General features: G+C 72.5%; 22 protein-coding genes, 2 tRNA genes and 1 riboswitch. Of the genes, 13 read left to right on the forward strand and 11 right to left on the reverse strand.

The genetic code is table 11. The annotated features are described in order from the left end of the window. Positions 1-13: 13 nt before the first annotated feature. From ITJ68_RS07685 to ITJ68_RS07700, 4 genes are all read left to right on the forward strand, one after another. Entirely contained in the window at positions 14-844 is an 831-nt protein-coding gene (locus tag ITJ68_RS07685; protein WP_194660657.1) for a DUF4397 domain-containing protein, read from the forward strand. 246 nt (positions 845-1090) lie between these two features. Further along, positions 1091-2248, forward strand: coding sequence for a glycosyl hydrolase family 8 (locus ITJ68_RS07690; protein WP_194660658.1), 1158 nt, complete (start codon positions 1091-1093; stop codon positions 2246-2248). Positions 2249-2502: 254 nt separating this feature from the next. After that, positions 2503-3162: a class F sortase gene (locus ITJ68_RS07695; RefSeq protein ID WP_194660659.1), complete on the forward strand. Its 660-nt coding sequence runs from the start codon at positions 2503-2505 to the stop codon at positions 3160-3162. Positions 3163-3208: 46 nt separating this feature from the next. Next, the gene (locus tag ITJ68_RS07700; RefSeq protein ID WP_194628957.1) at positions 3209-4003 is read left to right on the forward strand and encodes a polyprenol monophosphomannose synthase; all 795 of its coding nucleotides are present in this window, start codon (positions 3209-3211) and stop codon (positions 4001-4003) included. A 121-nt stretch (positions 4004-4124) separates the two neighbouring features. Here the strand turns inward: ITJ68_RS07700 and treZ are convergent, their stop codons facing one another. The 3 genes from treZ to glgX are packed head-to-tail and all read right to left on the reverse strand — an operon-like array spanning position 4125 to position 10656. Continuing rightward, on the reverse strand, positions 4125-5885 hold the full coding sequence (treZ, locus tag ITJ68_RS07705; protein WP_194660660.1) for a malto-oligosyltrehalose trehalohydrolase: 1761 nt from the start codon (positions 5883-5885) through the stop codon (positions 4125-4127). Further along, positions 5882-8371, reverse strand: coding sequence for a malto-oligosyltrehalose synthase (gene treY / locus ITJ68_RS07710; protein WP_194660661.1), 2490 nt, complete (start codon positions 8369-8371; stop codon positions 5882-5884). The genes treZ and treY overlap by 4 nt, the downstream gene beginning before the upstream one ends. Beyond that, positions 8368-10656, reverse strand: coding sequence for a glycogen debranching protein GlgX (gene glgX, locus ITJ68_RS07715; RefSeq protein WP_194660662.1), 2289 nt, complete (start codon positions 10654-10656; stop codon positions 8368-8370). The genes treY and glgX overlap by 4 nt, the downstream gene beginning before the upstream one ends. 148 nt (positions 10657-10804) lie before the next feature. On the opposite strand from glgX, the gene ITJ68_RS07720 reads away from it, so the two are divergent. The 5 genes from ITJ68_RS07720 to ITJ68_RS07740 all read left to right on the forward strand — a co-directional run bounded on the left by ITJ68_RS07720 (position 10805) and on the right by ITJ68_RS07740 (position 14966). Next, on the forward strand, positions 10805-11125 hold the full coding sequence (locus ITJ68_RS07720) for a hypothetical protein (RefSeq protein ID WP_194628965.1): 321 nt from the start codon (positions 10805-10807) through the stop codon (positions 11123-11125). Between the two features lie 21 nt (positions 11126-11146). After that, a riboswitch (TPP riboswitch) is annotated at positions 11147-11258 on the forward strand. Beyond that, positions 11254-11913, forward strand: a complete 660-nt coding sequence (locus ITJ68_RS07725) for an ECF transporter S component (RefSeq protein WP_194660841.1) — start codon at positions 11254-11256, stop codon at positions 11911-11913. It overlaps the preceding riboswitch by 5 nt. 2 nt (positions 11914-11915) lie before the next feature. After that, a complete protein-coding gene (locus tag ITJ68_RS07730; RefSeq protein ID WP_194660663.1) occupies positions 11916-13553 on the forward strand; it encodes an ABC transporter ATP-binding protein in 1638 nt (545 codons plus the stop codon). A gap of 65 nt (positions 13554-13618) precedes the next feature. Beyond that, a complete protein-coding gene (locus ITJ68_RS07735; RefSeq protein ID WP_323743246.1) occupies positions 13619-14356 on the forward strand; it encodes an energy-coupling factor transporter transmembrane component T in 738 nt (245 codons plus the stop codon). 100 nt (positions 14357-14456) lie between these two features. After that, positions 14457-14966, forward strand: a complete 510-nt coding sequence (locus tag ITJ68_RS07740) for an ATP-binding protein (protein ID WP_323743247.1) — start codon at positions 14457-14459, stop codon at positions 14964-14966. A 26-nt stretch (positions 14967-14992) separates the two neighbouring features. On the opposite strand, the gene ITJ68_RS07745 is transcribed toward ITJ68_RS07740, so the two are convergent. From ITJ68_RS07745 to ITJ68_RS07765, 5 genes are all read right to left on the reverse strand, one after another. Next, the gene (locus tag ITJ68_RS07745) at positions 14993-15337 is read right to left on the reverse strand and encodes a metallopeptidase family protein (protein ID WP_194660844.1); all 345 of its coding nucleotides are present in this window, start codon (positions 15335-15337) and stop codon (positions 14993-14995) included. 102 nt (positions 15338-15439) lie between these two features. Then, a tRNA-His gene (locus ITJ68_RS07750) sits at positions 15440-15515 on the reverse strand. A 68-nt stretch (positions 15516-15583) separates the two neighbouring features. After that, positions 15584-16222: an oligoribonuclease gene (gene orn, locus ITJ68_RS07755; RefSeq protein WP_194660664.1), complete on the reverse strand. Its 639-nt coding sequence runs from the start codon at positions 16220-16222 to the stop codon at positions 15584-15586. Between the two features lie 832 nt (positions 16223-17054). Continuing rightward, the gene (locus ITJ68_RS07760; protein WP_194660845.1) at positions 17055-18260 is read right to left on the reverse strand and encodes an MFS transporter; all 1206 of its coding nucleotides are present in this window, start codon (positions 18258-18260) and stop codon (positions 17055-17057) included. Between the two features lie 62 nt (positions 18261-18322). Next, entirely contained in the window at positions 18323-18757 is a 435-nt protein-coding gene (locus ITJ68_RS07765) for a MarR family winged helix-turn-helix transcriptional regulator (protein ID WP_194660665.1), read from the reverse strand. Positions 18758-18831: 74 nt separating this feature from the next. On the opposite strand from ITJ68_RS07765, the gene ITJ68_RS07770 reads away from it, so the two are divergent. Then, positions 18832-19122: a hypothetical protein gene (locus tag ITJ68_RS07770; protein ID WP_071272016.1), complete on the forward strand. Its 291-nt coding sequence runs from the start codon at positions 18832-18834 to the stop codon at positions 19120-19122. Between the two features lie 29 nt (positions 19123-19151). Further along, the gene (locus ITJ68_RS07775; RefSeq protein ID WP_194628976.1) at positions 19152-19415 is read left to right on the forward strand and encodes a thioredoxin; all 264 of its coding nucleotides are present in this window, start codon (positions 19152-19154) and stop codon (positions 19413-19415) included. 42 nt (positions 19416-19457) lie between these two features. Here the strand turns inward: ITJ68_RS07775 and ITJ68_RS07780 are convergent, their stop codons facing one another. Genes ITJ68_RS07780 through ITJ68_RS07790 form a run of 3 tightly spaced genes read right to left on the reverse strand, consistent with a single transcriptional unit; the run spans position 19458 to position 22560 of the window. Next, positions 19458-20891 (reverse strand): DUF6716 putative glycosyltransferase, encoded by a 1434-nt coding sequence (locus ITJ68_RS07780; protein WP_194660666.1) that lies wholly within the window; start codon positions 20889-20891, stop codon positions 19458-19460. Continuing rightward, on the reverse strand, positions 20888-21760 hold the full coding sequence (locus tag ITJ68_RS07785; RefSeq protein WP_194660667.1) for an N-acetylneuraminate synthase family protein: 873 nt from the start codon (positions 21758-21760) through the stop codon (positions 20888-20890). The genes ITJ68_RS07780 and ITJ68_RS07785 overlap by 4 nt, the downstream gene beginning before the upstream one ends. Then, positions 21757-22560 (reverse strand): cytidylyltransferase domain-containing protein, encoded by an 804-nt coding sequence (locus ITJ68_RS07790; protein ID WP_194660668.1) that lies wholly within the window; start codon positions 22558-22560, stop codon positions 21757-21759. The genes ITJ68_RS07785 and ITJ68_RS07790 overlap by 4 nt, the downstream gene beginning before the upstream one ends. 505 nt (positions 22561-23065) lie before the next feature. Between ITJ68_RS07790 and ITJ68_RS07795 the strand changes: the two genes are divergently transcribed. Further along, entirely contained in the window at positions 23066-23626 is a 561-nt protein-coding gene (locus tag ITJ68_RS07795; protein WP_194660669.1) for an AAA family ATPase, read from the forward strand. Positions 23627-23640: 14 nt separating this feature from the next. Beyond that, positions 23641-23713, forward strand: a tRNA-Arg gene (locus tag ITJ68_RS07800). Positions 23714-23728: the final 15 nt, after the last annotated feature.

Consider the following 23728-nt stretch of genomic DNA (forward strand, 5'->3'; position numbering starts at 1 on the left):
AAGGAGCACCATCATGACCGCCTCCCTCCGCACCCCTCGCCGCCGCATCGTCGTCGTCGGCGCCCTCGCCGCGACCCTCGTCGCCGCGACCGTCGGCCTCGCCCCGCAGACCGCCAGCGCCGCCACCGCCGCCCCGCAGGACGGCTGGCTCCGCGTCGGGCACCTCTCGCCGGACACGAAGGGCGTCGACGTCGAACTGTCGAGCCTGGCCGGCGGCAAGACCGTCTTCGAGCTCGACGACGTGACCTACGGCCAGGTCAGCCCCTACAAGGAGCTGCCGACCGGCACCTACGTGCTCTCGATGCGGGCCTCCGACGCACCCGACTCCACCCCGGTCATCTCCACCGACGTCACCGTGCAGGGCGGCAACGCCAGCACCGTCGTCGCCTACGGCAAGAACACCTCGCTGAAGACCGCCGCGTTCACCGACGACCTGCAGCAGCCCGGCGACGGCAAGGCCAAGCTCCGGCTCGTCCAGGCCGCCACCACGGCCAAGACGGTCGACGTCAGCACCTCCGAGGGCACCGCGATCGCCTCCGACGCGAAGTTCGGCACCGCGACGAAGTACGCCACGGTCGGCGCCGGCAAGTGGAACCTCGACCTCAGCGGCGGTGGACAGGTCGGCAGCGCCGACGTGGACCTCGCCGGCAACACCGTCTCCACCCTGTTCGTCCTCGACGACAGCAAGGGCGACCTCACGGTCGTGCCCGTCACCGACGCGGCCGCGACCGCGCAGACCCCGGCCGGCGGCGTGCAGACCGGCGGCGGCGGCACGGCCGCCGAGCGCCCCTCCACCGACGCGTTCCACGCCCTCGTCCGCACGATCCGCGGCCTCTTCAACTGACCGTCGCCTGACCGGCGGTCGTCCCGCCTGATCGAGGGATGTCTCGTCCGATCGGCGGTCGTCCCGCCTGATCGGAGGATGTCTCGTCCGATCGGCGGTCGTCCCGCCTGATCGGAGGATGTCTCGTCCGATCGGCGGTCGTGCCGCCCGACCCGGACTGGAGGCCCGCCCCACGTGCGCCGATCCGCGCACCTGGTCCGAGCCTCCAGTCCGCACGCCCCAGCCACCAGCAGAGAGCGAGCCCGCATGACCCGCAGGAACTGGATCCCCGTCACCGCCGTGGCGCTCGCCGCGGTCCTCGTCGCCGGCGGCATCGCCGTCGCCGCGGTCCGACCGTGGTCCGACCGCGCGCCGGACGCCGGCGGCGTTTCGACGCCGACCTCGACCACCGCCCCCGACGGCACCCGCACGCCGGCGCAGCTGCGCACCGCGTTCCTCGACCGGTACGTCGAGGACGGCCGCGTCGTCCGCAAGGACCAGGGCAACGACACCGTCAGCGAGGGACAGGCCTACGGGCTGCTCATCGCCTACGCCGCTGGTGACCGCGACCGCTTCGGCGACATCTGGTCGTGGACCAAGCGCCACCTGCTCACCGACGACCAGCTGCTCGCCTGGCGCTGGACCCCGGACGGCGGCGTCTCGGACGCACAGTCCGCGAGCGACGCCGACCTCGACACCGCCAGGGCCCTCGTGCTCGCGGGCGACGCCTGGGACGACGAGCGCTACACCGCCGCCGGCAAGCGGATGGCCGCGGCCGTGCTCGACCACGAGACGGCCAGGACGGACCTCGGGCTGATCCTGCTCCCGGGACCGTGGGCCGACTCCGAGCCGTACCGGTACAACGCCTCCTACGCCTCACCGGCCGCCTACCGGGTGCTCGCCGCCGCGACGCAGGACGACCGCTGGAAGGAGCTCGAGACGAGCTCCACCGCGGTGACCCGTGCCGTGCTCGAGAAGTCCGACCTGCCGAGCGACTGGTCGCAGGTGCACGCCGACGGCACCGTCGACCCGATGCCCGCCACCGGGGACGACGCCCGGGTGCTCTACGGGTACGACGCCATGCGGATGCCGCTGCGCTACGCCGAGGCCTGCACGGCTCCCGACCGCGCGCTCGCCGCGTCGATCGCGCCCACGCTCCGCCGGACGACGCAGCTCGCCGCGCAGCTCGACCTCGGCGGCACGGCCGTCACGGGGGACCGGAGCGCGCTGGCGTACGCGGCGCGAGCCGCTGCGGAGCAGGCGGCCGGGGCGACCGGTGCCGCGCGGGCCGACCTGGAGCGTGCTGACCGGACCTCGGCCACGACGCCGACCTACTACGGGGACGCGTGGGCAGCGCTCGGCGCGACCATGTTGACGTCGGACGTGCTCGGCGGCTGCGCGACCGCGGGCGGGGGTGCGTCGTGAGCGGGGAGCGCGGGCGGCGGTCGGCCGGGCGCGGCGGCGCTGGCGCGGCTGGTGGCGCTGGCCCGGCTGGCGGCGGCGGCGCGGCTGGTGGCGCTGGCCCGGCTGGTGGCGCTGGCGCGGCTGGTGGCGGCGAGTCTCGCTCTGGCGGACATGCTGCGGCTGCCGGAGCCCGCACGGTGTCCCTGGCGGCGAGACTCGGACGGCGCTGGGTCGTCGTCGGGACCGCGGCGGCCGTCGTGGTTGCGGCGGGAGCCGTGGCGACCGGGGTGGCCGTGGCCGTCGGGGACCGTGACGGTGCCGCCCTCCCGGCCAGCTCGGCGTCGTCGAGCGCCGGTGCCGCTGCCGGTGCTGCCGGTTCCGCGGCTGCTGGTTCCACGGCCGGTTCCGCTGCTGGTTCCGCGGCGGCCGGGAGCGGCGACCGGGACATCACCGGGTTCCAGGACCCGGCCGCTCCCGAAGCCCGCTCCGACGCCACCCCGACCCGGGTGACGATCCCGGCCATCGGGGTCGACGCCTCGCTCGAGGACCTGCACCGTGGCGCCGCCGGCGAGCTCGACCCGCCGAAGGGGTGGGACAACGCCGGCTGGTTCAGCGACGGCATCGTCCCCGGGCAGGTCGGTCCGTCGGTCATCGCCGGGCACGTCGACAGCCCCACCAGCGCCGCCGTGTTCTTCCGGCTCGACGAGCTGGTTGCCGGAGACCAGGTCCACGTCGCCATGACGGACGGCAGCAGCCGCACCTTCACCGTCGAGAAGACCGAACGAGCGTCGAAGTCGGCCTTCCCGACGAGCGACGTGTACGGCACCACCCCCACGCCCACGCTGCGGCTCATCACGTGCGACGGCACGTTCGACACGGCAACCGGGCACTACACCGACAATCTGATCGTCTTCGCAGACCTGTCGGACGGGTGAACCAGCACCCGACCGATATGTTCGATCGAACCATCCGAGGAGCACCATGAGCGACACCCTGGTCATCATCCCGACCTACGACGAAGCGGAGAACGTCCGCCCCATCGTCGAGCGCACCCTCGCCGCGACCGACGACCACGTCCACGTGCTCGTCGTCGACGACAACTCGCCCGACGGCACCGGTGACATCGCCGACGCGATCGCCCGCGAGACCGACCGGGTGCACGTGCTGCACCGGACGGTGAAGGACGGCCTCGGCGGCGCCTACCTGAGCGGCTTCGCCTGGGGGCTCGAGCAGGGCTACGACAAGCTCGTGGAGATGGACGCCGACGGCTCCCACCATCCCGAGTACCTGCCGTGGCTGATCGAGCTCGCGGACTCGAACGACCTGGTCCTCGGCTCTCGTTGGATCAAGGGCGGCGAGGTCGAGAACTGGCCCTGGTACCGCGAGCTGCTCTCCCGGGGCGGCAACCTGTACACGCGACTCGCCCTCGGCATCGCGGTGCGGGACGCCACCGGTGGGTTCCGGGTCTTCACGGCCGACGCGCTCCGGCGGATCGACCTGGCCGGCATCGCGTCGAAGGGGTACTGCTTCCAGGTCGACCTGTGCTGGCGGGCGCTCGAGGCCGGGCTCCGCATCGTCGAGACCCCCATCACGTTCACCGAGCGGGAGTTCGGCGTCTCGAAGATGAGCGGGAACATCGTCCGCGAGAGCCTGACCCTGGTGACGAAGTGGGGCATCGACCGCCGTGTGCGGGAGGTCCGTGCCCTGGTCCGGGACCACCACCCGCTGCCGTCGGTGCGGCGGAACGCGCACGCGGTGTCGAACCCGATCAACTGAGCACGCGAGTGGGCGCGGGCGGCGGGGGTCCGTGCCGCTGCTCCCGCTCGCCCCTCGGGACGCGACGATGCCCGGCCGGGTTCCCCCGGCCGGGCATCGTCGTGTGGTGCTGGTGTCGGCCCTAGCGGAGGACGACCACGCCGCGACCGTCGAACTGCACGGAGTCCGTGCCGTCCGGCACGGTGACGTCGCCGAACGCGTAGAGGACCTCGCCGGTGGTGTCCGGGACAGGGACCTCGGCAGTGCCGTCCGCAAGGTGGACGACCACGTGCACGGGGGCGGCCGTCGGACCGAGCAGCCCGCGCGTCAGCACGAGCCAGCGGCCGTCCTCGCTGAAGCGGACCGCGTTGGCCTCGTACCGGTGGTCGACGAAGGCCTCGTCCGTCCGACGCAGCGCGACGAGCACCCGGTAGGCCCGCAGGATCGCCATACCGCGCTCCGACGTGGTGTCGGCCCAGTCCAGCTTCGAGTTCTGGAACGTCGACGGGTCCTGCGGGTCGGGCACGGTGGACTCGTCCCAGCCGTGCTGCGCGAACTCCTTGATGCGACCCTCGGCGGTGACCTTGCCGAGCTCCGGCTCGGGGTGCGAGGTGAAGAACTGCCACGGCGTCGACGCCGCGAACTCCTCGCCCATGAACAGCATCGGCGTGAACGGGCCGAGCAGGGTCAGGGCCGCGGCGATGACGAGCCCTTCGTCCGACACCGTCGATGCCAGGCGGTCGCCGGCGGCGCGGTTGCCGATCTGGTCGTGGTTCTGGTTCGCGACGACGAGCGCCGTCGTGGGGGAGGTGCCGCGGTCGATGGGTCGCCCGTGCCGCCCGCCACGGAACGAGGACCACGTGCCGTCGTGGAAGAACCCGGACTCGAGCACCTTCGCGAGTGCCGACAGCGGGGCGAAGTCGGCGTAGTAGCCGTTCGTCTCCCCGGTGACGGCGACGTGCACCGCGTGGTGGAAGTCGTCGGACCACTGGCCGGCGAGCCCGTACCCGGCAGCCTCGCGCGGCCGGAACATCACCGGGTCGTTGAGGTCCGACTCCGCGATGAGCGACAGCGGACGCCCGACGAAGGCCGAGAAGGCGTCGGTCTCGCTCGCCATGTCCGCGAGGACGTGCGGGCGCGAGGTGTCGCGGATGGCGTGCACGGCGTCGAGCCGGAGCCCGTCGACGTGGTGGTCCCGGAACCACATGCGCACGTTGTCGAGCACGTAGCGACGCACCTCGGGGTCCTCGACGTTGACCGAGTCGCCCCAGGTGTTCGCCAGCCCCTGCACCAGGTACGGGCCGTAGAGCGGCAGGTAGTTGCCGCTGGGGCCGAGGTGGTTGTAGACGACGTCCTGGATGACACCGAGGCCGAGCGCGTGCGCGGTGTCGACGAAGCGGTCGTAGGCGTCCGGTCCACCGTACGGGGCGTGCACGGCGTACCAGGCGACCCCGTCGTAGCCCCAGTTCCACTCGCCGTTGACGCCGTTGACCGGCAGCAGCTCGACGAACTCCACGCCGAGCTCGACCAGGTGGTCGAGCTTGGCGGCAGCGGCGTCGAGCGTGCCCTCGGGCGTGAACGTGCCGACGTGCATCTCGTAGACAACGGCGCCGCGCGCGGGGCGACCGGTCCAGCTCTCGTCCGTCCAGGCGAAGCGCTCGGGGTCGACGACCTCGGACGGGCCGTGGACGCCCTCGGGCTGGAACCGGCTGCGCGGGTCCGGGCGGACCGCGTCGTCGTCGTCGATGCGGAACCCGTAGCGGGCGCCGACGACCGGCATCACCGCGTCGGTGCCCCACCAGTCGTCAGAACCGCGCTCGAGCGGGTACTCGGTGCCGTCGACGACCAGGCGCACGCGCTCCGGCTTCGGCGCCCAGACGGCGTAGCGGGCAGGTTCGGTCATGCGTGACCCTCCAGGATGTCGATGTCGGCCTGCGCGTCGGTCTCACCGGATGCGTCGGTCGTGGTGGTTGCGGCGGCCGGGTCGGCTGCGGTCGGAGTAGCCGGCCGGGAGTCCCCGCTCGCGTCGGTCGCGGTCGTCCCGTCCGCCGTGTGCCCGGTCGTGCCGGCGACGTCCGCCGGGACGAGCAGGGCCACCGGGTAGGTGCTCAGCAGGTCGGCCACGGCGATGCCGCGGTCCGCGGGCACGGCCCGCCCGGTCAGCAGGTCGACGCGGTCGAGGGGGACCGGGTGCACGAGCGTGTCGCCCCAGCCGCCGACCTGCTCGAGCCCGAGGGGCAGTCGCGTGGCGATGGTGACGGCGCCGCCGCGGTCGAACGCCAGCACGTGGTCCGCCGCGCTGCCGGTGGCCTCGAGCTGCAGGTACCGCGTGAAGAGCTCGGGGTGGTCACGGCGCAGGCGCAGCGCCCGGCTGGTGACGAGGAGCTTGACGCGGGCGTCGAGCCCGATCGCCGGGAGCTGCTCGGGGCCGTCGTCGTCGGGACCGTCGAGCGCAGCCAGTGCGTGTCGACGTTCGGTGTAGTCCACCGCGCGGCGGTTGTCGGGGTCGACGAGGGAACGGTCCCAGCCCTCGGTGCCCTGGTAGACGTCGGGGACGCCGGGCGCGGTGAGCTGGACGAGCTTGACCGACAGACCGTTCGACCAGCCCGCGGCGGTGATCCGCTCGTCGAGGGCGTCGAGGAGCGCCACCACGGCGGGGTCGTCGAACGCGGCGTCGACGAGGGCATGCATCTGCCCCTCGAAGGCCTCGTCCGGCTCGGTCCACGTCGTGCTGTTGCCGGCTTCCCGCGACGCCTTCTCGGCGTACGCGTGCAGCCGCTCGCGAGACGCCGGGCGGGCGCCGACGATGGCCTGCCAGAGCAGGTCGGCGAAGACGGTGTCCTCGAGCGGTGCCAGGGCCTGGAGCTGCTGGAAGGTCGCGTTCCACTCCTCCCCGAGCTCGGACAGGACCGCGATGCGGGCGCGGGTGTCCTCGCTCCGCTTGGTGTCGTGGGTCGTCAAGGTCGTCATCGTGTGCGGCCAGCTCGCGAGGCGCTCGCGTTGCGCGACGTGGAACTCGTCGGTGGTCACGGCGAAGACGCTCGGGTCGCCGCCGACCTCGCTCAGGGACGACAGGCGGGACACCCGGTAGAAGGCGGTGTCCTCGACGCCCTTGGCCATCACCATGCCGCTGGTCTGCTGGAGCCGGAGCGCCGCGGGGTGCGTCGGGTCGACCAGGGCCGGGGCGATGCGGTCGATGACGTCGTCGAGGTCCGGACGGGCCTCGGCCGCTCGCTCGAGCGCGGTGACCAGGTGGTGGACGCCCTCGGGCAGGTACGTGCGGTAGACGTCGAACGAGGCCACGATCTCGGCCACGGCGTCGACCACGCGCTCATGCGGGAGTCCGTCGGTCTCGGCGACGAGGATGCGGGCGAGCCGGGCGACCTCGCTGCCGAGGATGCCGTCGGCGATGCCACGGCGGGTGTCGTGCGTCAGGGCCTGCCAGTCGTGCGGCTCGGACCCGGAGGTCGCGCTGAGCGCCTCGGCGCCCGACGGGTCGACGAACACGCGGTCGACCACGCCGAGGGCGTCGTAGCCGGTGGTGCCGTCGACGGGCCAGGAGGACGGCAGCTGCTCACCGGGTTCGAGGATCTTCTCCACGAGCGTGTAGGCGCCGCCCGTCAGGTCGTGCAGGTCCTGCAGGTACCCGGCGGGGTCGAAGAGCCCGTCCGGGTGGTCGATGCGCAGCCCGTCGACGAGGCCGTCGCGGAACCAGGCCCCGACGAGCTCGTGCGAGGCGTCGAAGAACTCCTGGTCCTCGACCCGGATCCCGGCGAGGGTGTTGACCGCGAAGAACCGTCGGTAGTTCAGCTCGTGGTCCGCACGCTTCCAGTGGACGAACTCGTAGCGCTGCCGCGCGTGCACGGTCTCGACGTCGTCGCCGTTCTGGACCGTGCCGGGCGCGGTGGGGTAGGCGGTCTCGCCGACCAGCAGCCGGTCACCCTGCAGCACGACGGCGTCGAGCAGGCGGTCGTCGAGCACCGGGATGCGGAGCTTGCCGTCGCCGGCGTCCCAGTCCACGTCGAAGGCGGCGGCGTACGGGGAGTCCTTGCCGTGCTCGAGCAGGGACCACCACCACGGGTTGACCTCCGGGGTGGCGACGCCGACGTGGTTCGGGACGATGTCAACGAGCACGCCGAGACCGGCCGCGTGGGCGGCTTCGGCGACCGCCCGGAAGGCGTCGTCCCCGCCGCGCTGCGAGTCCACGTGCGAGTGGTCCACGACGTCGTAGCCGTGGTCGGAGCCCGGCTCTGCCTGGAGCACGGGGGAGAGGTAGACCCAGTCGGCGCCGAGGTCGCGGACGTAGTCGACGACGTCCTTCGCGGCGGTGAGGTCGAAGTCGGGCGAGACCTGGAGCCGGTAGGTCGAGGTCGGGATCCGGCGGTTCATCGGGAGGTTCCGTTCGGGTTGGGGTCGTTCGAGGAGGGGCCGGTCGTCCCACGGGCGGGCGCGGTGCCGCTCGGTGCGTGCGATCCGGCCGGGTTCACCGGGCTGACGGCGTCCTGCGGCGCGTCGGGTCCGGGCGCTGCTGCGTCCTGGACCTCCGCCGGGGTGGTCGTGACCACGTGGTCGGGCTCGGCGCGGAGCACGATCATCGAGCGCGCCGGCACGTCGAGCGGGGACCCGGCGTCGAGCACCTCGTCGCGGGCGCCCGGAGCGGCGGTGTCGATCCGGACCGTCCAGCCCGGGGAGTACTCCTCCGGGGGCAGGGTGAAGGTCACGGTGTCGTCGTGCGCGTTGAAGTACGTGATGAAGGCCACGTCGGTGACCCGGTCACCGCGGGAGTCACGTCCGCGGATGCCGTCGCCGTTGAGGTACATGCCGACGCTCTTGCCGAAGCCGGAGTCCCAGTCCTCGGGCTCCATGGCCTCGCCGGACGGGGTCAGCCAGACCACGTCGGGCAGGGGCTCGTCCTGACCACGGCGGACCGGGCGCCCGTTGAAGTAGCGCGTGCGACGGAAGGTCGGGTGGTCGTGCCGGAGCTTCACGACGTCGGCCGTGAACTGCACGAGGTCGTCGTCCGCCGCGGCCCAGTCGATCCAGCTCAGCTCGGAGTCCTGCGCGTAGACGTTGTTGTTGCCGTGCTGGGTGCGCCCGAGCTCGTCGCCGTGCGCGATCATCGGCACGCCCTGGCTGAGCAGCAGCGTCGCGAGGAAGTTCCGGCGACGCTGCACCCGCAGCGCGTTCACGGACTCGTCGTCCGTCGGGCCCTCTTCCCCGGAGTTCCAGGACCGGTTGTGGCTCTCGCCGTCGTTGTTGTCCTCGCCGTTGGCGTCGTTGTGCTTCTCGTTGTAGGCCACCAGGTCGTACAGCGTGAAGCCGTCGTGCGCCGTGATGAAGTTGATGCTGGCCTTGGGCGTCCGGCCGTCGTGCTCGTAGAGGTCAGCCGACCCGGAGATCCGCGACGCGAACTCGCCGAGGGTCGAGGGCTCGCCCCGCCAGAAGTCCCGCACGGTGTCGCGGTACTTGCCGTTCCACTCCGACCACTGCGGCGGGAAGTTGCCGACCTGGTAGCCGCCGGGGCCGACGTCCCAGGGTTCGGCGATGAGCTTCACCTGCGACACGATCGGGTCCTGCTGGACGAGCTCGAAGAAGGCCGACAGGCGGTCCACCTCGTAGAACTCCCGCGCGAGCGCCGCGGCCAGGTCGAAGCGGAAGCCGTCGACGTGCATCTCGGTCACCCAGTAGCGCAGCGAGTCCATGATGAGCTGCAGCGAGTGCGGGTGGCCGACGTTGAGCGAGTTGCCGGTGCCCGTCACGTCCATGTAGTACCGCTTGTCGTCGTCCATCAGCCGGTAGTACGCGGCGTTGTCGATCCCGCGGAACGACAGCGTCGGGCCGAGGTGGTTGCCCTCTGCCGTGTGGTTGTAGACGACGTCGATGACGACCTCGATGCCGGCACGGTGGAGCTCGCGCACCATCGTCTTGAACTCCTGCACCTGCTGTCCGCCGTCGCCCGAGGACGAGTAGTGCGAGTGCGGCGCGAAGAACCCGATGGTGTTGTAGCCCCAGTAGTTCGACAGCCCCTTGTCCTGCAGGGTCGAGTCGTTGACGAACTGGTGCACGGGCATGAGCTCGAGCGTCGTCACGCCCAGCCGCTTGAGGTGCTCGATGACGGCCGGGTGCGAGACGCCGGCGTAGGTGCCGCGCTGCTCCTCGGGCACGTCGGGGTGCGTCTGCGTGAGGCCCTTGACGTGGGCCTCGTAGATGACGGTCTCGCCGTAGGGGGTCCGCGGAGCGCGGTCGCCCTGCCAGTCGAAGAAGGGGTTGATCACGACGCCCTTCACCATGTGCGACGCGGAGTCCTCGTCGTTGGTGGAGTCCGGGTCGCCGAACGTGTAGGAGAACAGCGACTGGTCCCAGTCGATGTCACCGCTCGTCGCCTTGGCGTACGGGTCGAGGAGCAGCTTCGCCGGGTTCGAGCGGACGCCGTTCGCCGGGTCGTACGGGGCGTGGACGCGGAAGCCGTACCGCTGTCCCGGGCCGATGTTGGGCAGGTACGCGTGCCAGACGTAGGCGTCGACCTCGACGAGGGGGACGCACTCCTCGGTGCCGTCCTCGTCGAAGAGGCAGAGCTCCACGCGGTCGGCCACCTCGCTGAACAGGGCGAAGTTCGTCCCGCTGCCGTCGTAGGTCGCGCCGAGCGGGTAGGGGTTGCCGGGCCAGGTGTGCAAACGTTCCTCCGTAGGTGGTTGCAGCAAACGTATCGGCGGGTCCCTGTGCTGTCCGCCGTGCCGGAGCCGTCAGTGGACAGCGTCCGGGCGTGCTCCGGGGTGTGGACAGCACGCGCGGTCGCCAGGACCGCGGGAGTAGCCTCGCGCCATGACCAACATCGTCACGCAGATCGCAGACAAGGTCCGCCCCGTCGGGGTCTCCACGAACTACGGGGACCCGGTGGAGGTCGGCGACCAGACCCTCATCCCGGTGTCCGTCGGATGGTTCGGCTTCGGGGGCGGCGGCGACGACCAGAACGGTGGCGGCGGTGGCGGCGGGGCGACCCTCCCCGTCGGCGCGTACGTGCGTCGTCCCGGCAAGGACCTGGAGTTCGAGCCCAACCTCATCTCCCTGCTGGTCGTCAGCATCCCCGTCATCTGGGTGACCGGCACCGTCCTCCGCAAGCTCATCCGCGTCCTCAAGAAGTAGGGCTCCGAAGCAGTACACTGCTGGGACACACACGGGAGTCCGGGATCGCCGGGCTGAGAGGGAGCGAGCAGCGCTCCGACCGTCGAACCTGATCCGGGTCATGCCGGCGCAGGGAGGAGTCTCGAATGATGCCGTCCGGCACGCCCACCACCACCACCGCCCACTCGACGGCGGCGACGTCCGCGCCCAGGCGCTCCCTGCGCTGGCGGGTCGTCGACATCGTCGTCGCGAGTGTGCTCGCCGTCGCTGTCGGCGTCGTGTTCAAGCTCTGGGAGTTCGGCTACGAGCCGCTCTCCGCCGCGGTCGCGCTCCTGCTGCCCGGCACCCAGGCACTGTTCGGCGGGGTCTGGCTCCTCGCCGGGCCGATCGTCGCGATCATCGTGCGGAAGCCCGGTGCCGCGCTGTACGCCGAGATCGTCGCCGCGAGCGTCGAGGCCCTTCTCGGCACGCAGTGGGGGTGGAGCACGCTCGAGGCCGGCCTCGTCCAGGGCCTCGGCGCTGAGCTCGTCCTCGCGCTCTTCCTGTACCGCGTCTACCGCCTGCCGGTCGTCATGCTCGCAGGCGCTGCCGCCGGCCTCGCGCTGGGCATCAACGACTCGGTCCTCTGGTACGCGGGTCTCGACGGCGCCTTCAAGGCCGTCTACATCGTCTGCGGCACCATCTCCGGCGCCGTGATCGCCGGCCTCGGCTCCTGGCTCGTCGTCCGGGCACTCGCCCGCACCGGCGTGCTGTCGTCCTTCGCGGTCGGCCGCGAGCACGCCAAGCGCCGTCCGTCGTCGGCAGCCTGAGCATGGCGGGCGCCCACCCCGCCCGGATCGAGTTCCGCGACTGGGGCTGGCGGTACGCCGAGCGTGACACCTGGGCCGTCCGCGGCGTCGACCTGGTCGTCGAGCCGGGGGAGCGCGTGGCCGTCGTCGGTCCGTCCGGCGCCGGCAAGTCCACGCTCCTCCGGGCCGTCGCAGCGGTCCTGCCCGACGAACCCGACCCCGACGACGACACCGCGGCCGAGGTCCGGGGCAGCGTGCTCGTCGACGGTGCCCCGCCCGAGTCCGTCCGCGGCCGGGTCGGCCTCGTCATGCAGGACCCGGAGGCGCACACCGTCATGTCCCGCATCGGCGACGACGTGGCGTTCGGGTGCGAGAACACCGGGGTTCCACGCGCTGAGACGTGGGAGCGCGTCCGTTCCGCGCTGGACGTCGTCGGGCTCGACCTCGAGCTCGACCGGTCCACGACGATGCTCTCCGGCGGTCAGCGGCAGCGACTCGCGCTCGCCGGGGTGCTCGCGATGCGACCGGGCGCCCTGGTGCTCGACGAGCCGTGCGCGAACCTCGACCCGGACGGCGTGGAGCAGGTGCACGACGCGGTCCGGGCACTCCTCGAGGACACCGGCGCCACGCTCCTGGTCGTCGAACACCGGATCGGCACGTGGCTCGACCTGGTCGACCGACTGGTGCTGCTCGAACCCGCCGGCGGTGTCGTCGCGGACGGCACCCCTGCCGAGGTGCTCCGGACCCACGGCGACGCCCTGACCGCCGCCGGCGTGTGGGTCCCCGGCTCCGAACCCGCCAGGGGCTCCGCCCGCCGCCCCCGCCCCACCCCGCGTCGAGCGGGCGAAATGCCAGCGCCGGAGGATCCACCAATCACGGTATCCCGCCCGCTCGACCAGGACACGCTCCTCCGCGCCGAGCGCCTCGCCACCGCCCGCGGACGCCGCCAGCGCGTCGGCACGGGCATCGACCTCACCGTCACCCGCGGCCAGGTCCTCGCCGTCACCGGCCCGAACGGCGTCGGCAAGTCCACGCTCGGCCTGACGCTCGCCGGGCTCCTCCGCCCCGCCGACGGCACGCTCCTCGCCACCGAGGCCCTGTCGGACGGAGCCGGACCAGCACCCCACGCCTGGACCAGCCGCGCCCTCGCCGCGCGGATCGGCACCGTGTTCCAGGACCCCGAGCACCAGTTCGTCGCCCGCACCGTGCGCGCCGAGCTCGAGGCCGGCCCCCGCGCCCTCGGCCTCCCCGACGCTGCGGCCCGCGCCGACGACCTGCTCGACGCCTTCGCGCTCCGACACCTGGCGGACGCCAACCCCTTCACGCTGTCCGGCGGCGAGCAGCGTCGCCTCGCGATCGGCACCGTCGTCGCCACCCGCCCGCCGGTCGTGGTGCTCGACGAACCGACCTCCGGGCAGGACCGCGCCACCTGGCAGGCCGTCGTCGACCGTCTCGGTGCCCTCGCCGACAGCGGCACCGCGATCGTCGCGGTCACCCACGACCGTGACCTGGTCCGCGCGCTCGACGCGGACGAGGTCGTCATCACCCCGACCGGCGCGCGACACGCACACGACGACACGGGCGTACCTGACGAGACGGGTGCACCAGGCGAGCCAGGCGCACCAGGTGAGACGGACGCGACCACGGGAGGCGCGTGGTGACCGCCCCGACGACGCCAGCGTCCCCGTCGTGGCGAGGTGAGCCTCCCGTCCGGCATGCCCGCGGTGTGCACGCCGTCCAGCCGGTGGCCATGCTGCTCGGTGTGCTCGGACTCGGCGTCTGCCTCGTGCTGAGTCTCGACGTCGTGTCCGCTGCGGTCGCCCCGGTGATCGAGCTCGCACTGCTGCCGCTCCTGCGGATCCCGGTGCGGACGCTGGTGCTGCGGACGTCGCCGGTGCTGCTCGCGGTGCCCCTGACGGGTCTGAGCATCGCGCTCTACGGGCGCGCCTCCGGCCGGGAGTGGTTCGACCTCGGCTTCGCCCACGTCACCGACGGCTCCCTGGTGCTCGCGCTCGCGACGATGCTGCGCGTGCTCGCCGTCGGGATCCCGTCGGTCGCGCTGTTCGTCCGCGTGGACCCGACGGACCTGGCGGACGGGATGGGGCAGGTGCTGCGGCTGCCGGCCCGCTTCGTCCTCGGTGCGCTCGCGGCGATCCGGATGATGACGCTCCTCGGTGAGGACTGGCGACAGCTCGGCATGGCCCGGCGAGCCAGGGGACTCGGCGACACCGGACGCCTGCGTCGGGGTGCGTCGATGGCGTTCGCCCTGCTCGTCGTGGCGTTGCGTCGCGCGACGACGCTGGCCGTGGCGATGGAGTCTCGGGGCTTCGGCGCGCCCGGCACGCGCACGTGGGCGCGCCCGGCGCGGTTCGGCGGACCCGAGTGGGCGACGGTCGCGGTGCTCGTGGGCATCGGGTTGGTGTCGATCGCGGTGGCCGTCGCAGCGGGGACCTGGCGTGCCTGATCGGGCAGGTGTCGGTCCGGTCGCATCCTCCGATCAGGCGAGGTCGTCCGATTGGGTCGCGTCGCCTGCATCCAGCCGGGAGGCTCGGCTCAGTTCCGTCGTGGAGCTGGCCGGCCGCGCACGGGTCGCCTCCGCCGCCTCCGGCCGACGCTCCGTCGTCCTGGTCGATGGCCGTTCCGGCACCGGGAAGACCACGCTCGGTGGCGCCCTGGCGGCCGAACTCGGAGCGCAGCTCGTCCACCTGGACGATGTCTACCCCGGCTGGGACGGGCTGCTGGCAGCATCGACGGCCGTGGTGGACGATGTGCTCGGTGCGCCGTCGGGCTACCGGCAGTGGGACTGGGAACGGTCGGAACCCGCGGCCTGGGTGTCGCTCGACCCGGCCGCGCCGCTCGTGGTCGAGGGCTGCGGCGCACTGTCCCGCGCGTCGGCACCCCTCGGGACCCTCCGCATCTGGATGTCGGCGGACGACGCGGAGCGGAAGCGCCGGGCGATCGACCGCGACGGTGCGGTGTTCGCGGCGCAGTGGGACCGGTGGGCCGCGCAGGAGGACATCTTCATCGCCACGGAGGACCCCGCGTCACTGGCGGACGTGGTGATTCGCTCCTGACCCTGCCCGATCGGAGGATGCGGAGGTCAGGCCCAACCGAGTTCGTGCAGGCGCTCGTCGTCGATGCCGTACCAGTGCCCGATCTCGTGCACCAGGGTCGTGTGGACCTCGTCGCGGAGTTCCTCCTCGGTGTCGCACTCCGCCAGGTGCTGCTTCCGGAACACCACGATGCGGTCGGGGAGCTCGCCGAAGCCGTACTGCCCGCGTTCCGTCTGAGCGACGCCGTCGTACACGCCGAAGAGCTCGGAGCCGTCCTCGGGTTCGTCCTCGACGACGAACACCACGTTGTCGAGCCCGTCGACCATCTCGTCCGGCAGCAGGTCGAGCTCATCGGTCACGAGGGCCTCGAACGCCTCGGCGGACATCTCCATCACGGGCTCGATCGTGACACACCCGCCCGGACGTCAGCCGGGCCCAGCGGTGGAGCCGTGGAACGACGAAGGCCCCCGTCATCCGACGGGGGCCTTCGACCATGGGGTGAGTAACGGGGCTCGAACCCGCGACCTCCTAGACCACAACCAGGCGCTCTACCAGCTGAGCTATACCCACCATGTCTGTCGCCCTGACCTGCGGGGCAACCACTCAATAGTAGTACACGCGAGCGGGTGTCCGGGACACTACTCGGCGGTCGGGCTCGCGAGCCGGGGTGCCCAGGCCTCGACGACCTCGGCGGCCACGGCGCGGACGTCGTCGGTCGAGGGGCCGGGCTCGGCGACGAAGCCCGCGCGGCGGTAGTACTCGAGCTCACGGATGGACTCGAGGATGTCGGCGAGGGCACGGTGCCCGCCGTGCTTCTCCGGCGCGTTGAAGTACACGCGCGGGAACCAGCGGCGGCAGAGCTCCTTGATGCTCGACACGTCGACGCTGCGGTAGTGCAGGTGGCCGTCGACGCGGGGCATGTACTTCGCCAGGAACGCGCGGTCCGTGCCGATGGTGTTGCCTGCAAGGGGAGCGCTGCCCTCGGCGGGGACGTGGGCGAGGATGTACTCGAGCACCTGGTACTCGGCGTCCGCGAGGGAGACGCCGTTCGGGATCTCGTCGCTGAGGCCCGACGTCGCGTGCATGTTCGTCACGAACTCGTTCATGTTGTCCAGCGCCGACTGGTCGGGCTTGATCACGATGTCGAACCCGGGGTGCACGGGGTTGAGGTCGAAGTCGGTGATGACCACGGCCACCTCGACGAGTTCGTCGACCTCGACGTCGAGGCCCGTCATCTCGCAGTCGATCCAGACGAGGCGGTCATTCGCGGTTGCCATGCCCCGATCCTATTGCCGGGCGCCGACACCCCAGACCGCGGCCACCGCCGGACGCGCTCGCCCTGCTCCCGCGCGGCTCCGACTCCCTGGCGGGCGCCCCTCCGTTCACGAGATGGGCCCGGCCAGCCCGAGCGGGCGGAATGCCGCGGTCGGGTCCGCGACGGACGCCGGCATTTCGCCCGTTCGACTCGGCGCGCGGATGCCCCCTCGTTCACGAGACGGGCCCGGGTGCCGAGCGGGCGGAATGCCGCGGTCGGGTCCGCGGCGGACGCCGGCATTTCGGCCGTTCGACGCGGCGGGCGGATGCCCCCTCGTTCACGAGACGGGCACCGACGCCGAGCGGGCGGAATGCCGCGGTCGGGTCCGCGGCGGACGCCGGTATTTCGCCCGCTCGACGCGGCGGGCGGGTGACCCTCGTTGATGAGACGGGCCCGGGTGCCGAGCGGGCGGAATGCCGCGGTCGGGTCCGCGGCGCAGGCGGGTATCCCGCTCGCTCGACGCGGCGGGCGGTCGCCCCTCGTTCACGAGACGGGCCCGGGTGCCGAGCGGGCGGAATGCCGCGGTCGGCTCCGCGGCGCAAACCGACATTTCGCCCGTTCGACGCGGCGGGCGGTCGCCCCTCGTTCACGAGACGGGCCCGGGTGCCGAGCGGGCGGAGTGCCGCGGTCGGCTCCGCGCCGGACGCGGGTATTTCACCCGCTCGACGCGGCGGGCGGGCGGGCGGGCGGCGGGCGGAACCACGAGGTGGGGCCGCAACCGCCAGGAGGCCCGATGGCGGTCCGACGGACCGGCACCGGGCCTCCTGGCAGTGGAGCCCGGGACGAGCCGAGGCTCAGACGGCCTCGCCGGCGGAGATGGCCTCGGCCTCGACGCGCGCGCCTTCCGGGCCGTCGTCCACCCGCCGGAGCGCCCGAGCGGCGACGATCGTCACCACGAACGCCACGGCCACGGACGTCCCTGCGAAGACGTAGGCGGCGCTCGGGGAGTACGCGTCAGCGAGCAGCGTGGCCACGGGCGGGGCGATCGCACCGCCGATGAACCGGACGGCCGAGTACGCGCTCGACGCCACGGAGCGGGGGAGGTCGGTGGCCTCCATGACGCATTCGGTCAGCACGGTGTTGAGCACACCGAGCACCAGGCCGCCCACCACGACGGAGACGATGAGCCCGGGCTGCGACGTCACGACCACGGCCGCGGCGAACAGGTCGAGCGCCAGCAGCGGCAGCGCGATCCGGAGCACGGTCGTCCGTCGCAGCCGGGCGGTGAGCATCGGGGCGACCCACACCGAGGTGATCGCGAGACCGACGCCCCAGCCGAAGAACGTGAACCCGATGCCGAGCGCCCCGAACCCGAGTGGGAACGGCGTGTAGGCCAGCAGCACGAAGAAGCCGATGTTGTAGAAGAGCGCGGTGGCGGCGAGGGCCGCGAGCGTCGGGTGCGCGAGGGCACGGAACGGCGCGGAGAGCTTCGTCGGCGTGGGCTTCTCGAGCCCGGAGGTCTTCAGGAGCACGACGACCGCGATGAAGGCGATCGCCATCAGGGTCGTGACACCGAAGAAGGGCCCGCGCCAGCTGACAGACCCGAGCAGGCCGCCGACGAGGGGGCCGATCGCGATGCCGAGGCCGAGTGCCGCCTCGTAGAGGATGATCGCGGACGCGGTGCCACCCGAGGCAGCGCCGACGATCGTCGCGAGCGCGGTGGAGATGAAGAGCGCGTTGCCGAGACCCCAGCCCGCGCGGAAGTCGATGATCGTCCACACGTCGTTCGACACGGCGGCGAGCACGGAGAACACCACGATGAGCGCGAGCCCGATGAGCAGGGTGCGCTTGGCGCCGATGCGGCTCGACACCCAGCTGGTGAAGAACATCGCGACGCCGGTGACCGCGAGGTAGCTCGTGAAGAGCAGCTCGGTCTGCGCGGGCGTCGCCCGGAGCGAGGCGGCGATCGCGGGCAGGATCGGGTCGACGAGGCCGATGCCCATGAAGGCGACGACGCAGGCGAACGCGATCGCCCAGACCGCCTTCGACTGCTTGAGGATGCTGCCCTTCTGGGCAGGTGCGTGGGCAGCCGCAGGACCGGCGGCAGCAGGTGCGTGGGCGTTCACGCGGGGATCTCCGTTCTGGTCCTCGTCGCGATGAGGGCCGATGCTTCGTGCAGGACGTCCCACTGGTCGTCGTCGAGGTCCGCGAAGACCGGGCCGACGGTGCGGGTGAGGGTGGCGCGCCACTCGATCAGGCGCGCGCGGCCGGCATCGGTGATCCCGATGTGCTGGCCGCGGGAGTCGTCGGGGTCGACGGACCGTGACACCAGGCCGTCGTCGAGCATCCCGGCGACGAGTCGGGTCATGGTCGGCTGCGACACGCGCGAGGCGGTCGCGAGTTCGCCGACCCGGAGTGGCTGGTCGGTCTCCAGGATCCCGAGGGTGCGCCAGACGGCGGGGGAGGTGCTGTTGCCGGTCGCCTGGACGGCCGTGCGGATCAGGCGGTTCACGGAGACGAGGAGCGTCTCTACCGTCTCGGCGCGCGATGATTCCATGCCTGAACTATATAGCAGGGCTATGGAACAGGCAACGAGGCCCCGGACAGCAGGCCCCTGGTAGACAGGAGGACATGAGCGACATCACCATCCACGAGGGCGACGAGTACACCGCCATCTACCACCAGGGTCCCTTCGACGGCACGACGGACACCCGCACCGCCACCGGCGACGGCATCGAGGACGAGGTGACGGTCTTCGCGGACGTGGAGGGCCTGCAGACGGCCTTCACCTACAAGGCCACGCACACCCGCCACGTGGTCGACCAGGTCTCGGTCGACTACACGTACGAGCCCGAGAAGTCCGACGACCTCGACGACCTGCAGGAGCGCGGCGACCGCAGCGGCGGGTTCGACCGGGAGTAGTCCCACCCGCCACGACGTTGCAGGACCACATGCAGCTCGACCTCTGGACGTCCGCCTTCTGCGCACCGTGTGCCGCCGCACGCCGGGTGGCTGCCGACGCGGCACGGATCGTCCCCGGGCTCGACGTGGTCGAACGCGACGTCGCGTCGTACCCCGACGACGCTGAAGACCTCGGCATCCGTTCGACCCCCACGATCATCGTGCGGCGGGCGGACGGTGCCGAGGTCTTCCGTTCTCCCGGCGTCCCGTCGCGCGACCAGCTGCTGCTGGCGGTCGCGAAGGCGGTCGACTAGCCGGACGGGAGGCCCGGCTGGGCCCCCCGAGACCGCTCCGGTTCAGCGAGTGGTCGCCACCACGGCCGTGGTCGCCGTCGCGGCCTCGGCTGCGTCCGGCACAGGGGCCTGCTGCCGCTGCGTGCGCGGTGCCCGCACGACGGCCGGTGCTGGCGGACGAACCAGTCGGACGACCTGTCGCACGAGGCGCTTCGCCGTGCGCACGGGGACCCCGGCCGCGAGGGCGACGAGCCCCAGCACTGACTGGTCGGCCGGTCCGAGGGCGTTCTTCCGTTCCCACGCCCGACGGAACACCCCGCCGCGGCTCCGTCGTGCGGCTGGTCGGTCGACGAGGGCCCCGACGTCCCGCAGCGCCATCAGCCGATCGGTCCGGATCGCCCAGTCGTCGTCCGACTCCTGGTGGAAGTAGTTGTCCCTCCTCCAGTCGGGCCGGACCGTTCCGAAGACTCCGCCCACCAGGTCGATGGCGTCGCCCTCGAGTCCACTGTCGACGAAGACCTCGTTGATGAGCGGCCGGCTGATCCCGAAGTCCGTCAGGGTGAGCGCCGGGATGCCGCGGGCGACGGCCTCGAGCACGGCGGTCGAGCTGATCGTCACCAGGGCCACCGCGCGGTCGAGGTGCGTCGCCATCGGCCCGGTCGCCACGACGAGGTTCGGCGGCGCGTCCGCGGGGACCAGGTCGGCGTAGGGGAATGCCTCCCGGTGGGTCTGCTGCTCGCCAGCGACCGCCCGGGTCTTCACGACGACGCGCCACTCCGGGTGCTGCCTGGCCGTCTCGGCGAGCCACTGCACGACGCGGGCGCGTTCCTCGCGGGTGGGCGGCACGCTCGGCTGCGCGGCGAACACCACGGAGTCCGGTGTCCGAGCGGGGCTGCGCGAGGCGGTGCCGTTCGGGGCGGTGCGGGCGGGTGCGGCGGCGAAGGGCAGCGTGGCCAGCGCGAAGAACGGTTCCACGCCGTCCTCGGTGGCCAGGGCCTCGTAGTCGCGCACCTCGCGGTGGCTGTGCAAGACGAACAGGTCGGCCCGGGCGCGGGAGAACACGCCCTTCCACTTCGCCGGGAACGAGATCCCGGGCAGTCCGGTCACGAGGACCGGACGACGAGGGACCCGGCGGTGGACCTCCTCGATCAGCAGCTCGGCGACCGGACCGATCACCGACACGAGCACCGCGTCCGGCGGGTCCTGGCGGAGGCGTTCCACCACCGCGTCGACGTCGAGCGGTGCGGGCGGCTCAGTGGTCAGGTGTGCGAGCCGGTCGTCGAGCCCGCGGAACGCCGACCGGAGCTGCGCCGGGCTCGCCGTGCGAGGGGTGTGCACCACGAGGAGCTCCAGCGACCAGTCGGCGGGCGCTGCCGCGAGGAGGTGGGCGCCCCACTTCGCGAAGGAGTCCGTGTCCACGATCCCGACCACGAGCCTCCCGGCCGTGCCGTCGCGGTCATGCGACCGCGCCGTCGTGACCGGACCGTCCGCCCTCACGCGTCGACGCGACGCAGCTTCGCCAGCGGTGCCAGCTCGCCCGGCATGACCCGCTTGACCCCGTCGCCGAGGGCGGTCTCGATGATGCGGACGTCGCGCGCGAGGGTCTTCAGGCCGTGCGGCTCGAGCGACGCGGCGTGGTCGGAGCCCCACATCGTGCGGTCCAGCGTGATGTGGCGCTCGACGGCCGTCGCGCCGAGGGCGACGGCGGCGACCGAGATCTGCAGGCCGGGCTCGTGGCCGGAGTAGCCGACCGGCACGCCGCTGTAGCGCTGGGCGAGGGTGTCGATCATGCGGAGGTTGGCCTCCTCGGGCGGCAGCGGGTACGTCGACGTCGCGTGCATGAGGACGAGCTGCTCCGTGCCGAGGGCCGCGACCGCGCGGTCGATCTGCTCCAGCGTGGACATGCCGGTCGACAGGATCACGGGCTTGCCGGTCGCGGCCACCGCGGCGAGCAGGCCGAGGTCCGTGACGGAGGCCGAGGCGATCTTGTACGCGACGACGTTGAGGTCCTCGAGGAAGTCCACCGACGGCTCGTCCCACGGCGACGCGAACCAGTCGAGGCCGCGGAGCGTGGCGTGGTCGCCGATCTCGATGTACTGGTCGCGGTCGAACTCGACGCGGTAGCGGTACTCGAGGTAGGTCATCTCGCCCCACGGGGTGCTGCGCGGGGTCTGCTTCATGTGCTCGGGCGTGGAGATCGCGGGCGTGCGCTTCTGGAACTTGACCGCCTGGAGCCCGGCGTCGGCCGCGACGTCGATGAGCTGCTTGGCGATGTCGACGTCGCCGTTGTGGTTCAGGCCGATCTCGCCGATGAGGTAGGCGGGGTGCCCGGCGCCGATCGTGGACGTGCCGATGTGGACGGTCATGGTGCTCCGTTCGTCGTGGCGAGGTGCCACCACTGGGGGTCGAGTGGCTCCGGCAGGGTCGCGGTGTGGTGGGGGTCGAGCGGGTGGTGCATGGCCTGCGCGTTCTGCGCCTGGTGCGTGGCGTGCGCTTCGTGCGCTTCGGCCTGGGCCAGGTCGGACTCGTCGTCGATGTCGATCGCACCGCTCGGGTCCACGGAGACGATCTCCACGCGGCCGAAGAACCGGTGCTGGTGCTGCCGGAACCCGTCCGTGCGGAGGGCGTAGAACGCACCGGTCTCGCGGTGCTCCGGCTCGCGGTCCTGACGGCGGGGGCGGACGGCTGCGTCGTGGTTCACCGCGACGGCGTGCCCGGCAGCGTCGACACGCCAGAGGAAGGCGTGCGAGGGCGTCGCCGCGAACACCGCGTCCGCCGAGCCGCCGATGACCCGGGCGACGGCGTCGTCGAGGTCGGCCGGGTCGATGAAGGGCGACGTGGCCTGGAGGAAGAGGAGCACCTGCGGCTCGTCGCCCGTGGCGTGCAGGGCGTCGAGGGTGTGCAGGAGCGCGGACTCGGACGAGGCCTCGTCGCCTGCGAGCTCCGGCGGGCGTCGGACCACGCGTGCCCCGGCGGCGACGGCCTCGGCGGCGATGTCGTCCCCGTCCGTCGAGACCACGACACCGTCCACGAGCCGGGCACGCTGGGCGGACTCGATCGCCCGCCGGAGCAGCGTGCGGCCGCCCACGGTGCGGAGGTTCTTGCCGGGGATGCCCTTCGAGCCGGCGCGTGCCGGGATGACGGCGACGACGCGCAGGGTGCTCATGCTCGAACGCTAGGGAGGCCGCGTGGCCGGGAGGCGAACGGCGGGCAAGCGCGCGCCCAACGCCGTGTTGCGGGGCCGGTCGGCGTGTGCGCACGGCCGCTCGCCCGAGCGGGCGGAATGCCCGCGTGCGCCGGGCACCCGACCGCGACATTCCGCCCGCTCGCCCGGCGGCGCCGCGGGCGCGGAACCGGCGGAGGGCCGAGCGGGCGAAATGCCGGGGTGCGCGTGCGGGGCGACCGCGGCAATCCGCCCGCTCGTCGCCGCGGGGTGGCAGGCGGGACGGGCGGAGGGCCGAGCGGGCGAATTGGCCGCGTACACCGGACGCCCGACCGCGGCATTCCGCCCGCTCGTCGCCGCGGGGTGGCAGGCGGGACGCGCGGACGGCCGAGCGGGCGAATTGGCCGCGTACACGGGGCGCCCGACCGCGGCATTCCGCCCGTTCGGCGTCGGCGACGGCGGGCGCGGGCCATCGGCCGGCGCCCGCACGGGTGGGTAGGGTCGACGGATGCTCAGCGCCGACGACGTCCTCGATCCGGTGCCCCGGCGCGTGCTCGTCGCGGGCACGACCGGCGTGGGCAAGACCACGACCGCGGGCCGGATCGGTCGGGCGCTCGGGATCCCGCACACCGAGATCGACAGCCGGTACCACGGGCCGGGGTGGGTGCCGCGGGCGGAGTTCGTCGCCGAGGTCGAGGCCTACACGGCGGAACCGGCCTGGGTCACCGAGTGGCAGTACCGCCAGGTGCGGGCGACGCTGGCCCAGCGCGCCGACACCCTGGTGTGGCTCGACCTGCCGATCCCGGTGGCCTTCTGGCGACTCCTGCGTCGGACGGTCAGGCGGCGAGTCGGACGGGTCGAGCTGTGGAACGGCAACGTCGAGCCGCCGTTCTGGACCTTCTTCACGAGCCGGGACCACATCGTCCGGTGGAGCCTCCGGACGCAGTGGAAGATGCGGCAGCAGGTGCCACCACTCGAGCGGTCCGCACCACATCTGCGCATCGTGCGCCTGCGTTCGCAGCGGGAGGTCGACGCGTGGGTCGACCGCCTCACCCGCGGTCCGGAATAAGATCGAGGGAGTCAGCCCCCGTAGCTCAGTGGATAGAGCAGGTGGTTTCTACCCACCGTGCCGCGGGTTCGATTCCTGCCGGGGGCACCGACGACGAGGGCC

The organism is Curtobacterium sp. VKM Ac-1395 (genome assembly GCF_015350975.1).
In the GTDB taxonomy this organism is placed as follows: domain Bacteria; phylum Actinomycetota; class Actinomycetes; order Actinomycetales; family Microbacteriaceae; genus Curtobacterium.

What these genes read in the sequence shown, in the direction of transcription:
- ITJ68_RS07685 (WP_194660657.1), top strand. Translation starts at nt 14, where the DNA reads ATGACCGCCTCCCTCCGCACCCCTCGCCGCCGCATCGTCGTCGTCGGC.
- ITJ68_RS07690 (WP_194660658.1), top strand. Translation starts at nt 1,091, where the DNA reads ATGACCCGCAGGAACTGGATCCCCGTCACCGCCGTGGCGCTCGCCGCG.
- ITJ68_RS07700 (WP_194628957.1), top strand. Translation starts at nt 3,209, where the DNA reads ATGAGCGACACCCTGGTCATCATCCCGACCTACGACGAAGCGGAGAAC.
- treZ (WP_194660660.1), bottom strand. Translation starts at nt 5,885, where the DNA reads ATGACCGAACCTGCCCGCTACGCCGTCTGGGCGCCGAAGCCGGAGCGC.
- treY (WP_194660661.1), bottom strand. Translation starts at nt 8,371, where the DNA reads ATGAACCGCCGGATCCCGACCTCGACCTACCGGCTCCAGGTCTCGCCC.
- ITJ68_RS07720 (WP_194628965.1), top strand. Translation starts at nt 10,805, where the DNA reads ATGACCAACATCGTCACGCAGATCGCAGACAAGGTCCGCCCCGTCGGG.
- ITJ68_RS07725 (WP_194660841.1), top strand. Translation starts at nt 11,254, where the DNA reads ATGCCGTCCGGCACGCCCACCACCACCACCGCCCACTCGACGGCGGCG.
- ITJ68_RS07730 (WP_194660663.1), top strand. Translation starts at nt 11,916, where the DNA reads ATGGCGGGCGCCCACCCCGCCCGGATCGAGTTCCGCGACTGGGGCTGG.
- ITJ68_RS07745 (WP_194660844.1), bottom strand. Translation starts at nt 15,337, where the DNA reads ATGGAGATGTCCGCCGAGGCGTTCGAGGCCCTCGTGACCGATGAGCTC.
- orn (WP_194660664.1), bottom strand. Translation starts at nt 16,222, where the DNA reads ATGGCAACCGCGAATGACCGCCTCGTCTGGATCGACTGCGAGATGACG.
- ITJ68_RS07765 (WP_194660665.1), bottom strand. Translation starts at nt 18,757, where the DNA reads ATGGAATCATCGCGCGCCGAGACGGTAGAGACGCTCCTCGTCTCCGTG.
- ITJ68_RS07770 (WP_071272016.1), top strand. Translation starts at nt 18,832, where the DNA reads ATGAGCGACATCACCATCCACGAGGGCGACGAGTACACCGCCATCTAC.
- ITJ68_RS07775 (WP_194628976.1), top strand. Translation starts at nt 19,152, where the DNA reads ATGCAGCTCGACCTCTGGACGTCCGCCTTCTGCGCACCGTGTGCCGCC.
- ITJ68_RS07785 (WP_194660667.1), bottom strand. Translation starts at nt 21,760, where the DNA reads ATGACCGTCCACATCGGCACGTCCACGATCGGCGCCGGGCACCCCGCC.
- ITJ68_RS07790 (WP_194660668.1), bottom strand. Translation starts at nt 22,560, where the DNA reads ATGAGCACCCTGCGCGTCGTCGCCGTCATCCCGGCACGCGCCGGCTCG.
- ITJ68_RS07795 (WP_194660669.1), top strand. Translation starts at nt 23,066, where the DNA reads ATGCTCAGCGCCGACGACGTCCTCGATCCGGTGCCCCGGCGCGTGCTC.